The organism is Planktothrix sp. PLAVEN19ND, assembly GCF_057220675.1.
The window spans coordinates 4,666,663-4,680,677 of the sequence record NZ_CM170132.1; the positions used below are offsets into that span (position 1 = coordinate 4,666,663).

Consider the following 14,015-nt stretch of genomic DNA (forward strand, 5'->3'; position numbering starts at 1 on the left):
CCAGATCAATCAACACCGCAACGAATCAAACGGGCAATAAAATAGACTTCCATTTTGGCTCCGTAGGGCGATCGCCACCACCCGGACGGATGACACCCCACAGGAGCTTCTGAACTAAAATCAAGATCGTCATAATCTAATAATTTATTATTGACACTCCATCCAAATTGAGCTTCCATGGCCTGTAAAACTTTCATATCAATGTCAGAAATATCATCGGTTCCCCCCAAACTGGTATAAATTTGTTGTTGAACACTAAAGCCAAAACGATCTTTACTGTAACTCATCCACAGTTGATCCAGTAGGCTTAATGCACTACAGGGAAAATTCATCACTTCATCAGGAATAATATTTTCCAGACTGGTTTTCCCCATGATTTCTAACATAATTCTTGTGGTTTCCTCATCCGCACCCTTCCAATTTTCAGCTTCTAAAAAATCCCGTAATTTTTGGTATCGGTATATATCCGTTAATAATAATAACGCTTTATCTAACTTCTGTTCTAAGCGTTCAACTCGTTCTGATAAAGCATCTAAACTCAACGGTTGAGATTGAGGTTTAGACTGTTTGGGTTGTTGCGATGCGTTTGACATATTTTATAGAGGATTTGATTGAAAGTTTACGACTAACCATAGCCATCATAATACTTGTTAACTTAAGCCCAGTTTTTCATGGTTTATTCAACTTAACTAGCCCATTGCATAACCCGTAAATTGGCGTTTGAAAGGGGAATGAAAACCCAGAATAATATCTGAAGTGGGTACGCCCATCTCCACTAATCTCTGGGCAACAGAGTCTTCCGTTCCATTATACTGAATCCAAATTTTGCCCTCTTGAATATCAAAGTGCAGCACTGGGCCAAATACCCGCTTATCTCCTTGCCAACCCACATAAGCGAGTTGATAATGGTCATGTTCACTATCAAAGATTAACGCTGCCTTCACCGTATCCTCAGTTGTTGCGGTCTGGGCGTGTTCGGTCAAAATTTGTTTAATCAATTGTCGATAACCTTCTACTTTATCCATTGCTTAATCTCCTCTAATTTAGGATTATAAATCATTAGCTTGACTTGGTAACGTCTCAAAGCACGTTGGATGAAAGAAAGCTGAAAAAAATCCTTATAAGTTTCAGAAGGAATTGCTAAATAAACAATCCGCTCTGGTTCTTTTTCTTCCATGGCTTGACAATAGTTAAGATATTGTCCCAAGGCAGTATGAAAAGAGCTAATATCAGAGTCTCCAATAAAGCTTTTAATTTCTACGGCAATTTTTTCGGAATCTTTTTCTGCACCGATCGCACTTTCTGCCGCCAAATCAATTTGTAATTTTATGGATTCGCTAATGCGAATTGTTAAAGGATCATGAGTAATATTCCATCCATCTTTGATTAAAGCATTTCTAACCTGTTGATGGAAAATGTCTTTAGCCATGGTGGATGCTAGTCCTCCTAACCGGGTTAACTTGAGTCTATCAGAACTCGACTGCAACTATGACCTAGATAGCCCATTGTTTGACATTTTCCCTGACAGGACTTACGCACCCAACCAAAGAAACCGGGTTTTTTTCCGAAAATACTTCGTTGTGACTCACATATTTTCTAAAAAACCCGGTTTCTCGGGCCCCATGCGTAAGTCCTACCTGATTAATCTATAACAATTTAGGGTTTACTGACACTGGTATCCGGTTGGATAGAACCATTACCCGAGGGGGGCAAAGTCTCAGAAGTTTTACCCGGAGCATGGGGATTTTCCGGTGGAGAGGGGGGGTTATTTTTATCCGATTTATTGTTATTAGACTTATCAGATTTTTCCCCTTTCAGAAAACGAGATTCCAGGGTTTTAATCGTAATGTATAGGTTGGGTGTAATTAACAAACTTAACACGGTTCCTGCTAACAAACCCCCAAAAATTGCCGTTCCCAATGACCAACGACTACTAGAACCCGCACCAGAAGCAACAACCAACGGCCAAAATCCGATTAAACTAGAAATCGCCGTCATTTGAATCGGTCGGAACCGTTGTTCCGCCGCTTGAATTGCCGCTTGGGTAATATTTAACCCCTTGTCCCGCAGTTGGTTAGCAAACTCCACAATCAAAATCGAGTTTTTAGAGGCCAAACCAATCAACATCACCAAGGCCACCTGCACATAGACATCATTGGTGATCACCGGCCAGACCGTCCCTTGCATCAGGATATTTGACCGGAACCAAACCGCGGCCATCGCCCCCAAGACCGCCAGAGGCACGGACAACATAATAATCGTCGGATCGATATAACTTTCATACTGGGCCGACAGCACCAGAAACACCATAATAAAAGCTAATCCGAAAATTAGAACTGCCGAACCCCCGGAGGATTTTTCCTCTAGGGCACTTCCCTGCCAGGAATAATCAAAACCGGGGTCTAAGACCTCAGAGGCTAATTTTTCCATCGCGGCGATCGCTTGGCCCGTACTAGAACCGGGGGCGGGGTTGCCTTGAATTAGCATGGAACGGAAGATATTAAAATGGTTAATAGTTTCTGGCCCGACAAAATCAGTCAGTTTCACCAAATTACTCAGGGCAATCATCTCGCCGTCTTGGGAACGCACATACAATTGAGAAATATCTTCGGGTCTAGCGCGAAATTCTGGGGCAGCCTGGGCATAAACCCGATATTGACGCTGACCCAGGACAAAATCATTCACATAGGATGACCCTAAATAGGTTTGTAGTGTGCCAAAGATATCATTAATATTGACATTCAGGGCTTTAGCGCGATCGCGCAGAACCTCCACTCGCTTCTGAGCTTTACTGGCTGAAAACTGACTAAATACCCCGGCGAAAGTCGGATTGGCATTAGCTGCGGCGATTAAACGATTACCATTTTCCACTAAGGATTGAATTGGTAAAGTCCCCGTAGTATCTAAGAGTTGAAATTCAAAGCCTCCGGTGGTACTCAAACCCTGTACCGGGGGGGCATTCACCGCGAAGGCTTGAACTTCAGGAATCGATTGTAAAGACGCATTTAATTTTCTTAAGATCCCATAAACCGACTGTTCCGGGTTCTGGCGTTCTTCCCAGTGTTTGAGTAACACAAAGGCGATCCCTTGACTGGGGTTTTGTCCCTCAAAACCAAATCCCGGCACCACAAAGGCACTTTCAATTTCAGGAATGGCTAAAACTCGATCCACAATTTGCTGCGAGGCTTTAGCAGTATAGTTGAGGGACACCCCATCGGGAGTCCGAAATAGAATCAGCAGATAGCCCTGATCTTCTTCGGGAACAAATCCCGAAGGAACCAGTTGATACATGAACACCGTTGCCACTAACCCCGCCACAAACACACCCATAACTAAGGCATTAATCCGGGTTAAAAAGGTAATGAATTTACGGTATCCTTCCTGTACCCAACCAAAACCTTGATTAAATCGGTCAAAAAACCATCCTAAAGGCCCGTGGCTTTCCTCTTTGGGGCGGAGTAATAACCCAGCCATACTGGGGGAAAAGGAAAGGGCGTTAAAAGTGGAAAACACCAGGGCAAAAATAATCGTCATGGCGAATTGCCGATAAATCGCCCCGGTGGTTCCCGGGAAAAAGGACACGGGAATAAATACGGCCATCAACACCACCGAAGTGGCAATGGTCGCCCCGGTGAGTTCCTGCATGGCATCTAAAGCAGCTTGACGGGCTTTCATCCCCTGTTCAATTTTGATCGAGACGGCTTCTACAATTACGATCGCATCGTCCACCACTAACCCCGTTGCCAAGGTACAAGCAAATAGGGTTAAGGTATTGAGTTCAAAACCAAAGACCTTTAACCCAGCCATCGCCCCGATTAGGGCTACGGGAATGGCAATGGAGGGGATTAAGGTAGCCCGCCAGTCCTGTAAAAAGATAAAAATCACCAACACCACTAAGCCAACGGCCATCAGTAAACTGATCACCACTTCCTCAAGGGACACTTTAATAAATAAAGTCGTATCATAAGCAATCCGGTTTTCGAGTCCCGGCGGGAAACTTTTGGCCATATCCGCAATCGTGGCTTTGATTTGATCCGATGTTTCTAAGGCGTTACTTCCAGGTAATTGATAAATACCTAAACCCGCGGCGGGTTCCCCGTTAAAGGTGGCTGCCAGATCGTAGCTTTCCGCCCCTAACTCCGCCTTTCCTACATCCCGAATGGTAATTAAACTACCATCACTATTGGTTTTCAGTACCAGTTGTTCAAATTCTTCAGCCCCCCGCAGCCGACTTGTGGCCTGTAGGGGAATTTCAAATAGTTGATCGGGGGGAGTGGGTTGTTGACCAATTTTTCCCGCCCCGACTTGGACATTTTGTTCGCGTAAAGCCCCGACCACATCCTGAGCCGTTAATCCCCTGGCGGCCATTCGAGCCGGATCAAGCCAGAGTCGCATGGCATATTTCCGTTCTCCAAAGATAGTAACCTGACCCACCCCAGGAATTCGGCTAATTTGGTCAACAATAAATAGATCAATATAGTTACTAATAAAAGTGGGATCGTAGAGGGGTTTTCCCGTTTCATCTTTGGCGGAATAAAACCCGATCACGAGGAGAATATTGGGCGATGAGGCTTGAACCGAGAGTCCGGTTTGCTTCACAACATCGGGTAAATTAGATTCGGCTTGGGCCACTCGGTTTTGGACGTTCACCTGAGCAATATTCCGATCCGCATCGTTGGGAAAAAACACCGAAATATTACTGATACCGTTATTTCCCGTACTAGAGGACATATATTTCATCCCCTCCACCCCGTTAATTTCCCGCTCGATGATGGTGGTCACGGTGGTTTCAGTCGTTTCCGCATCCGCCCCAATATTCGCGCCGACAACACTGATTTGGGTATTCGCGAGGTTAGGAAGTTGAGTAATCGGCAGCAGGGGAATGGAGATAGCACCCACCAAAATAATTAGGATACTACAGACTGTCGTTAGGACAGGTCGTTTGATAAAGGTTTGAACAAATAGAAGCATGGCAATCTTCTCAGGGGTTGGCAGTTAGTGGGGGGTCGGCAATTAACGAAGTTCAGGGAATCCGTGTTTTTTCATTTATTGTTTGACCGGTGAGGGGGCATCGGTCGTGGGTTGCTGTTTTTTATCCGTAATGGGTGTGCCATCTCGTAACTTGACCACGCCATCTATAACCACTTTTTCTCCAGCTTTCAAACCCGAGCGAACTTCAAAGCTCTGACCTTGAATACTACCTAACTGTACGGGTCTTTGTTTGGCAATTAATCGAGTGTTCCCCTCCTTGGTTTGTTCTTGGGCAACAAATACAAAACTTTGATCCCCAATCCGACTAATAGAGGTGACTGGAATTGTAATTCCCGATTGTTGTTCCCAGATTACCTTAGCTCGGAGAATTTGATCGGTGCGTAATTTATTATCCCGGTTATTGTAAAGGGCTTTGACTAAAATGGTTTGGGTTCCTGTCCCCGCACTGGGGGCAATATAGGACACCTGGGAAGTTCCGATTAATGCTCCGGTTTCTTGAGATCTAAGCTCGACTAAAGTTCCGGCTCTAACTTGAGAGAGGCGTTCAATGGGAATATTGATTTTAACTTCTAATAAGTCATTTTGTCGAATGGTGGTAATTGTAGTTTGACTATCGACAAAATCCCCAACTTTGACCAGTACCTCCCCGACTATTCCATCAATCGGGGCATTGATTTGATAATATCCCAATTGGATTTGTCCAGCCGTTGCCGTTGACCGGGCTTGGTCAATATCGCGCTGGAGTCTTTGTACCTCGGCTTCTTGAGCCACAATCACCTTTTCTTGACTGGCGATTTGAGCCTTGAGGGTGGAGACCTCACGACTATAATTCTGCGAGGCACTTTCAACTTTGGCTTGAGAAGCATCCACCCGTCTTTGTTGCGTCTTGATTTGGGTATTTAAGGTGGAAATTTGACGTTCTAGGTTTTGTTGGGCGGTTCTGACTTTCGCCTGGAGGGACATAATCTCCCGTTCTTGAGCGGCAAAATCCGCTTGAGATGCTTGATAGTCTCTTAATTTTTGATCGTAGATTTCTGAGGAAACGACCCCTTGTTCGTACAGTTGCTGATAGCGATCATAGGCTTTTTTTCTTTCGTCCATAATTGCCCGTCGGCGCTCCCGTTCTTTAAGCCCTACCTGCACATTCTCTTGGGCGGTTTTTAGCTCATCAGCAACGGAGGTGTATTCTAATTCGTACTCTAATCGCTGTTTTTCATTTTTTTCGGCGGCTAGACTTTGTTGAGCATCTTGTAAATCCGCTTCTTGGGACTGATAGGTCAGTTGGGCCTGGATTCGCTGCAATTCCGATCGTTGGGCATCCAGATTTGCCCTAGCACTATTGAGTTGTGCCATTCTGGACTCAACGCTGGCTAATTGACCTTCATAATTCGCCTGTTGTTGGCGTCCGTCAATTTCAATTAAGGGGGTATTTTGAGAAATGCGATCGCCCAAACGGACAAAAACCTGTTTCACCCATCCATTCACACGAGGTTGAATCACCGCATTTTGAATCCCTTCGACCCTAGCATTAAATTCGCTGGTATCTCTAACATTACTCATACCTACGGTTGCCAAATTCACCACGACGGGTGGAGGGGCCGCAGCCTGGGGTTCATCTCCACAAGCAGTCATTAGAAAGCTAGTTAGGATGAGAGGAAAATAGGAATGCCAAGATGCTAGACGCTTGTTCATGGTTTTGTCGAAAACGGGAAACGGAGAATAAACTCAATTGAGAATATTGGAAGTGTATTATAGATGATGTTGTAAGAATTTTAAGATCGACAAAATAATTCTTATCACTCAGTTTGAGCAGTCAAAGGCACTCTCGTAGTTAAATAAAATAGTGCCCCAAATAAAGGAATTAAACTGATCGACTCCAATATTACAGAATTTTTCATTTCTCGTCTAGCTCGATCATCTGTTAATAAAACCGGAAACAGAAGACTTAACAATAAAAAGTCAAGACTCATAACATGAATAAAACGGCTAGTTTGCCACTGTTGAATAAAATCTTCCCAATTGCCTTGGGTTAAACCATAAATAACCAGTATAATTGTTCCTATTGTTAATAATAGTCCTGTAATTCGAGAATCTAATATTTTTATAAACCATGATTTTTTTCCTGAGAATTGAGGGTTGGGTTGGCGCAAAGCTAGGTAAGGTAAAATTGCAAAAGCACCTACCCCAAAGGATAAAGTTGCAAACAACCAAGCTGGAATTTTTTGCCCATGTCCATCAATAAATAGAACACAGCTATAAATTAACGGCCAAATTCCCATAATATTAAATAGGGCAATAATCAAAGGATTAATTCCTGTCCAGTTCCCCGTTGAGAGATTTTTGATTAAATCCAAGGTTTCCGGCTGATCGGTTGGTGCAAATATAAACGCATACAGAATAAATCCAAGCCAAATCAAACCAAAAATAATCTTATTTTTCATAATTAAACTTAGGGTAATGGGTAATAAACTATTAAATGATGACTGATTTTTAGGGTAAAAACCGATCTAATGCTGTTTTTAAGGCTTCAATTTCAACATCAATATTCCCTTCTTTTGCCGCCCTTGCAACACATTCACTCAAATGTTCATCTAAAATAATTCGTGCTACCCGATCTAAAGCTCCTCGAATCGCGGCAATTTGGATTAAGACATCGGGACAAGGGCGATTTTCCTGTACCATGGTTTTAACGCCTCGAATATGTCCTTCTAGTCGTGATAGACGATTGACTATCTTTCTCAAAGATTCTTCACTATGAATATGGGGATGGCTAGAATGTTCAGGATGATGATGATGTTCTAGCAAGTTGTTGAGTTCTTCTACTGTGGGATCTAAGTCATTCATTGGTTTTATTGATATACAATTGATAAATATTCTATGATTGTACCTTAATTTATGTTTCTGTACGCAATAGTTTATGATTAAAGGGTTTCACTGAAATAACAACCGTTGTTGTGCTTCAGCACTTCTTGGCTGTATTTGTATAAAATCAAGCAAAGTTTTAAAATTTATATTAATATTTAAAATAGGGAAAAAATAGAACAATCTTATACTAAACAATAGAATAGAAACAAGGTTTGGAGATTGCTAAAGCTGCCCAATTTTTTAATAATTTTTTATGAGCGTATTCTTTTTACTATGAGTTTGTAACGGGTAAAAGCTTGATATGAGGCGATCGCACTTTCGGAAAATTAAGAGCGATCGCATCTTCTAAATAAAGAGCGATCGCGTGAGATTTGGGATGGGAGAGGCGCGATCGCCCCTTAAAGGAGTTTCAGTGCTACACTAGAATTACAGTATTGTCTGGTAGCAATTGCGTCATACCCTACTTGCAGGAGAAAAATACATGGTAACTACGCTCGAAATTGACAAAACTCTTCTTCAAGAAGCTCTTGATTTGAGTAACCATCCAACACCTACTACATTAATCGAAGCGGCTTTACGCGAGTATATTCAACGTCGTAAACAACTAAAAATATTGGAATTGTTTGGTACTATTGACTACGATGAAGATTATAACTACAAGCAACAGCGACTTTACTAATCTTTTAAATGACCTTTTAAAACTATTTTCATAGACTATTTTCATAGACTATTTTCATAAATTAGTCTGCCAAAAGATTTGCAATTGCTTCTTCCGCAGTGCCACAAAAAGCTGTGCCATTTTTCTTGGCTTCTCGTGTCAGCTTGACAGATTTTAATATTTCTTGTTCTTGCAACTCCGACCGGCGTTTTTGCAGAAACTCAATCAGTTGATCTCGTTCTTCTGAAGTTAAATTATCAAATGTATTAATCAAATTTTGTTTAAAAGTGATGTTCATATTAATATTTCGTCGTTTTATCAAAGTTAAATTGATTATAGCAAAATATTTTTGATGTTCTGAAAATGATCGCCCGATCAAAAATCAAAAGAGCGATCGCATCTTCTAAATAAAAACTGATCGCCCCTAATAAAAAAGGAGCGATACCAGCACATTTCAAATTAAAATAGTAGGCAGTAGGAAATCAAGTGACAAAAAGTCACCGAAACAAAATAACCATCTCAGAAACCATCATACATGAACTATCATCTAACTTTTATGGGATAAAAATAAAAAGTTATTTGCAGTTAGGTTATGATGGTAAAATTTGAAATCCAGCTTGAATGAAATGATGATCTAAGGTTAAAGCTGTAACAATCTCTCGTTCTTCCATAACGATAAATGATAAACAATCAGTGAGGGAATAAGATTTGTCTTTATGCTTTTGAAAATATTGCCATCCCTGATTAAACAAAGTCCGATCAATCTCTATCAACTCTATATCAGGACTTTCCAAGAGACGATTACCGACTTCAACTGCCTTATAATGAAAGTTGCGACTATTAAAAAAAGTGACAACTTCATCAAAAACATAAGTTGTGGTTACTAAAAAAGGTTTGGAGCTTGCTAAAGCTGCCCAATTTTGTAATACTTTTTCATGAGCGTCTTCATTTCTTATTTCCAGAGCTAAAATATAGCTGGTATCTAAAAAATAGATATTTTTCATGGAATATACAGATAATGATCATGGTTAACTGCGCCATCTTTTACATCACATTCCACAGGGTTTGAACCTAAATCCCAAATAGAAGATTCTTTTTTGATACCCGTAATAATAATTTTTTCCTGTTCTTGAATGATTTCAAACTCTTGGTCTTTTCCTAACATTTCTTTAGGTATTAATAATCCTTGCTCTGTTGCTGTTAATTTCATTTAAAATTACCTCAATTGATTATGTTATTTAATCTGTCGAGTGAGTTAGGCTATTCAATTATAATCTATTTTGGGGGAGATCGCACTTTCAGAAAAAAAGAGCGATCGCATCTTCTAAATAAAAACTGATCGCACTTTAGAAAAAAAAGAGCGATCGCATTGTCTAAATAAAAACTCATCACTCCTAATAAAAAGGAGCGATACCACTAGCATATGGTCTAACCTAGTTTCAAATACCAAGTGTCACCAAAAATTTCTGCACAATATGACCAAGACCAGAAGTTATCGTTTCCAATTCCATTTTCATTTTGACCCTGTTGAGTATTCACAGATCCACGACTTGTCGTATTTTGAGTTCCCGTGTAATTAAATCGCTTGTAATCGTTGAGACTGCTATTTTGTGCTTGTCCGTAAGGATCGTCCACAACAATTCCACCACGATTCCAATCGATATCAATAACTTTGACAATATGTCCGGGGTTAGTAGTGTAAACACCAGCCATTATTGCCTTGCCTTGCTTGAGTCCCGATTCCCAGTTATCCCTTACAAAATTTTGGAAAAAAGTAGTATTAGTTGACGAAAACCCTGGCATATATTGCGTTCCAGAGGAAGTAACGCCAAGATCTTGTGCAAGTTTAGAAAGATTATCCCACCAGTAGCGGGCATTGGTACCTTGAGAGCTAGGATATCTCGATGGATTGGCTCGTAATCTATCTTCTAGCACATCTTCAAATTGCTTACTTGAATTTGGATTTTTTACACCAAGAGCCGTTAAGCAGCTTGCGAGGCTAGTGACGTTGCACATTACATCACCAATTCTTTGACCACCTTCGGTAGAAGCATTATCACGTTGGTTGAAATAAGGAACTTTGTATTGCAAAGTACGATAGAAACCAGGACGCTCAGATTCGGGTTTTTGAGTGACAAGCTGTCTGTATTCTCGAATTTCATCAATAGTGAGCGATGATTTACTCCCTAGCTGATTGAGCCGGTCTGGTGTTGGCGGTGAAATGGGAGAATTATCAGAATCAGTTGGTGTTGCTCCTCCCCGTTCAATCCACGAACCCCAGTTAATTCCATCGGTGGAAGAACTCATGTAGATTTTATCATCTAAACCTTGGTGAGTCAGATAAAGCTTGCCATTAAAAGCTGTCATTGATGGAGCCGTTGGTGTACTTCTGTTAATTGATGTCCAACCTGACCAATTCACTCCATCTGTAGAAGACCGAGTATAGATTAAATTGCTATCATAGCCACGATGAGTTTGGTAAAGTCTGCCATTAAATTCTGCCATTGTTGGATAACTTGGTGTCGATCCTCCTCCTGACTCAGCCCAACCTGTCCAATTCATTCCATCTGTCGAAGAACGAGTGTACATTTTATTGGCATCAAAACCTCGGTGAGTTTGATAAAGTCGGCCATTATAACCTGCTAATGCTGGTGCTGTTGATGTACCTACCCCAGCCCCAGCCTGCGCCCAACCTGACCAATTAACTCCATCAGTGGAAGAACGGGTGTAAATGTTATTGTCATAACCTCGGTGAGATTGATAAAGCTTGCCATTTACAGCAGCCAGAGTAGGTGCGCTTTGCGTTGTTCCTCCTGACTGAGCCCAAGCTGACCAATTAACTCCATCAGTGGAAGAACGGGTGTAAATATTATTGTCAGAACCTCGGTGAGATTGATACAACCGGCCATTAAAAGCAGCTAAACTTGGGGCGTTTAGTGTATAGCCTCCGCCGTTATTATTCCAATTCGTCCAGTTGATACCATCGGTGGAAGAACGGGTGTAAATATTATTGTCATTACCCCGATGAGATTGATAGAGTCTGCCATTTAAACTTGCCATTGGAATTTGTGACATCTCAATAGAAATGTCACTTCCCAACAAGTTAATCTTTGCAGTATCATCCTCACTCTGCAATCCCTGAAGCTCACCCTCACTCAATACCTTATCCTGCACAACCGCCCCAAAAATCGCCCCCTCATCTCCGGGTGCATCCGTAATATTCAACCGCGCATCAATAGAATGCCCGATTTCTTCCAACAACACATCGGCCACCGCCGCCGGATTTGCGCTATTCCCAGCCAATAATTCTCTCGATAAATAAATCGTATCTGTCGCCCCTGCAAAAGCCCCATTCGCCCCACCAATTTCGGCAGACGAGACAAATTTAACTGGCGGAATTAAACTAAAATCACCGTTTAACCAATCTTGGGTTAGAACATTTGCAGCTTGAGTATCCCAACTTTCTCCAAAGGCTAAATTCATCTTTTCGACAAAATTAGGAACCTTTGCAAACTGGGTTAATTGTTCCTTGACAATATCCATTGCTTCACCCGTCAACCCATCGAAAGAATTGTCATTCGGTAACGTTATATTCGGGTCAATAGTTGCAATTGATCCTTCAATTGGAGCCAGCAATAAACTATCAGAGGGGTTTGGCGTGACTGCTGGAATATTTTGGCTTTGATTAATATGACCGATTAATAAGTCAGATTGTAGAACAACTACTGGATTAGGTTCCTGACTAGGGTTCCAATTCAAAGCAGAAAAACTGGCAGATGGGAGCAAATTCTGACTAGGATCTGGCGAAAGTGGATTAGACATATATCTTCCCTGAATTTAGGTTAGGTAAAAGTGAGATAATTTTGATAAATATAATTAACTGACTCAAGTAACTGATTTAAAAAATAGTATGGATGAAAAACCTGTTTTTGTAAAGTAATAAAACATCACTTTTAAGCAGATAATTAAAATTGTTTTCGTCATAAATTGTCATAATATTTTGAAAAATGTCATGTTAAATCACAAAAAGTCTGATATCCTAGTGAAAATACTGATATTTTGTGGAGTTATGGATATAGAAGAATTCTTAAAGTTAGCAGACAGTGTGGTTTTTTCGGAGACAGAAAAACATCTGGATGATCTGCAAAAAGCGGTCTTGCGCGGTGTATGGGATGGCCAAAAATATTCTGAAATCGCAGAAGAATGTTATCGTACCGAGGCTTATGTGAGAAATTTAGCCTCAGAATTATGGAAAATGTTTTCAGGGATTTTAGGTGAAAATATTAGGAAATCGAATATTAGATCGAGTTTAGAACGCTCACAATCAGCTTATTTTTTGAATTGCAAAAATGATTCTTTTAATATTAGTAACGTTCATATATGCAGTAATAACCCATCATCAATCATACCCAAAGAGCGATCACCTTCTCCCCCAAAACAACAACAAATTGACTTAGGAACAGCACCCGATATTAAGAAAATATGCGATCGCACTCACCAATTAAAAACCCTACAAAATTGGATAATTCAAGAAAATTGTCGCCTCGTTTCTATTATTGGATTAAGTGGTATTGGTAAAACTACCCTAACTCGTTATTTAATTCAAACTTTACAACCGGAATTTGAAGCAATTATCTGGCGAAGTTTTTATACTTCCCCCAGTTTAGAGATTACCCTCAAAAATTTATTATTATTTTTATCTAATCAATCCTTAACAGAATTACCTGTTAGTTTAGAAGAACAATTATCTTTATTAATCGAACATCTGAGAACAAAACGCTGTCTGATTATTCTGGATGATGTGCAAACCTTACTCAATCAAGGAACCCTAGCCGGACAATATCATCCTGACTTTAAAAATTATAGCCTGTTGTTTAAATTAATCGCTGAAACCTCCCATCAAAGTTGTTTAATTCTCAATAGTTGGGAACTTCCCCAAGATATTGTTACTTTAACCGATGATAATGCACCCATTCGCTGTTTAAAGTTATCGGGTTTGGGTTCAGCAGCAACGGAAATTTTACACGAAAAACGATTAAAAGATGAGGAGCAATGGTATCTATTAATTAATACTTATCAAGGAAATCCCTTATGGTTAAAAATCGTAGCAAACATGATTCAAGATATTTTTAGGGGAAGGGTTGCAGAATTTCTCAAATATGATAATCTATACTTAGGGGAGGAACTGACCGAAATTTTAAAACAGCATTGGGAACGGTTATCAAATCTTGAAAAAACGGTGATTGCTACTCTGAGTCAAGAAAAGCAACCCCTAGGAATTGCAGAATTAATAGAAATATCTAAATTACCTGCAACGGATGTATTTAAAGCGATTCAATCTTTAGAACGGCGTTGTTTAATAGAAACCGAAGAACAGCAACAGCAAACATATTTTAAGGTTTCTCCTATTATTCAACAATATCTTATTTTGAATTATCAATAACTAGAAACCCTGTTTTTATATGTAGGGGCGGGTTCTACAATAATATTGAATACCAAC

Annotated in this window: 14 protein-coding genes; 2 read left to right on the forward strand and 12 right to left on the reverse strand. The window is 40.5% G+C overall.

Annotated features, from left to right (window positions below):
* Positions 1 to 5: 5 nt before the first annotated feature.
* The 7 genes from AC2D3N_RS19890 to AC2D3N_RS19920 form a co-directional block, all read right to left on the reverse strand.
* Complete coding sequence (locus AC2D3N_RS19890) at positions 6 to 593, reverse strand: GUN4 domain-containing protein (protein ID WP_079680647.1); 588 nt, start codon at positions 591 to 593, stop codon at positions 6 to 8.
* Positions 594 to 689: 96 nt separating this feature from the next.
* Complete coding sequence (locus tag AC2D3N_RS19895; protein ID WP_079680648.1) at positions 690 to 1,025, reverse strand: XisI protein; 336 nt, start codon at positions 1,023 to 1,025, stop codon at positions 690 to 692.
* A complete protein-coding gene (locus AC2D3N_RS19900; RefSeq protein WP_079680649.1) occupies positions 1,013 to 1,429 on the reverse strand; it encodes a XisH family protein in 417 nt (138 codons plus the stop codon). The genes AC2D3N_RS19895 and AC2D3N_RS19900 overlap by 13 nt, the downstream gene beginning before the upstream one ends.
* A 227-nt stretch (positions 1,430 to 1,656) precedes the next feature.
* A complete protein-coding gene (locus AC2D3N_RS19905; protein WP_484691910.1) occupies positions 1,657 to 4,971 on the reverse strand; it encodes an efflux RND transporter permease subunit in 3,315 nt (1,104 codons plus the stop codon).
* A 75-nt stretch (positions 4,972 to 5,046) separates the two neighbouring features.
* Positions 5,047 to 6,684, reverse strand: a complete 1,638-nt coding sequence (locus AC2D3N_RS19910) for an efflux RND transporter periplasmic adaptor subunit (RefSeq protein ID WP_484691911.1) — start codon at positions 6,682 to 6,684, stop codon at positions 5,047 to 5,049.
* Positions 6,685 to 6,788: 104 nt separating this feature from the next.
* Positions 6,789 to 7,433, reverse strand: coding sequence for a DUF2834 domain-containing protein (locus tag AC2D3N_RS19915; RefSeq protein ID WP_484691912.1), 645 nt, complete (start codon positions 7,431 to 7,433; stop codon positions 6,789 to 6,791).
* A 49-nt stretch (positions 7,434 to 7,482) separates the two neighbouring features.
* A complete protein-coding gene (locus AC2D3N_RS19920; RefSeq protein ID WP_484691913.1) occupies positions 7,483 to 7,836 on the reverse strand; it encodes a metal-sensing transcriptional repressor in 354 nt (117 codons plus the stop codon).
* A 502-nt stretch (positions 7,837 to 8,338) separates the two neighbouring features.
* Here AC2D3N_RS19920 and AC2D3N_RS19925 point away from each other — a divergent pair.
* Positions 8,339 to 8,536, forward strand: a complete 198-nt coding sequence (locus tag AC2D3N_RS19925; protein ID WP_254031456.1) for a type II toxin-antitoxin system VapB family antitoxin — start codon at positions 8,339 to 8,341, stop codon at positions 8,534 to 8,536.
* A 61-nt stretch (positions 8,537 to 8,597) separates the two neighbouring features.
* Here the strand turns inward: AC2D3N_RS19925 and AC2D3N_RS19930 are convergent, their stop codons facing one another.
* The 5 genes from AC2D3N_RS19930 to AC2D3N_RS19950 all read right to left on the reverse strand — a co-directional run bounded on the left by AC2D3N_RS19930 (position 8,598) and on the right by AC2D3N_RS19950 (position 12,337).
* The gene (locus AC2D3N_RS19930; RefSeq protein ID WP_484691914.1) at positions 8,598 to 8,813 is read right to left on the reverse strand and encodes a hypothetical protein; all 216 of its coding nucleotides are present in this window, start codon (positions 8,811 to 8,813) and stop codon (positions 8,598 to 8,600) included.
* Position 8,814: 1 nt separating this feature from the next.
* The gene (locus AC2D3N_RS19935) at positions 8,815 to 8,973 is read right to left on the reverse strand and encodes a hypothetical protein (protein ID WP_484691915.1); all 159 of its coding nucleotides are present in this window, start codon (positions 8,971 to 8,973) and stop codon (positions 8,815 to 8,817) included.
* 132 nt (positions 8,974 to 9,105) lie between these two features.
* Positions 9,106 to 9,519, reverse strand: a complete 414-nt coding sequence (locus AC2D3N_RS19940; protein WP_484691916.1) for a type II toxin-antitoxin system VapC family toxin — start codon at positions 9,517 to 9,519, stop codon at positions 9,106 to 9,108.
* Positions 9,516 to 9,725, reverse strand: a complete 210-nt coding sequence (locus AC2D3N_RS19945) for a hypothetical protein (RefSeq protein ID WP_254034355.1) — start codon at positions 9,723 to 9,725, stop codon at positions 9,516 to 9,518. Before AC2D3N_RS19945 ends, AC2D3N_RS19940 begins: the two co-directional genes overlap by 4 nt.
* Positions 9,726 to 9,943: 218 nt before the next feature.
* A complete protein-coding gene (locus AC2D3N_RS19950) occupies positions 9,944 to 12,337 on the reverse strand; it encodes a DUF8189 domain-containing protein (RefSeq protein ID WP_484691917.1) in 2,394 nt (797 codons plus the stop codon).
* A gap of 247 nt (positions 12,338 to 12,584) precedes the next feature.
* Here AC2D3N_RS19950 and AC2D3N_RS19955 point away from each other — a divergent pair, with 247 nt between their 5' ends.
* Complete coding sequence (locus AC2D3N_RS19955; RefSeq protein WP_484691918.1) at positions 12,585 to 13,958, forward strand: helix-turn-helix domain-containing protein; 1,374 nt, start codon at positions 12,585 to 12,587, stop codon at positions 13,956 to 13,958.
* Positions 13,959 to 14,015: the final 57 nt, after the last annotated feature.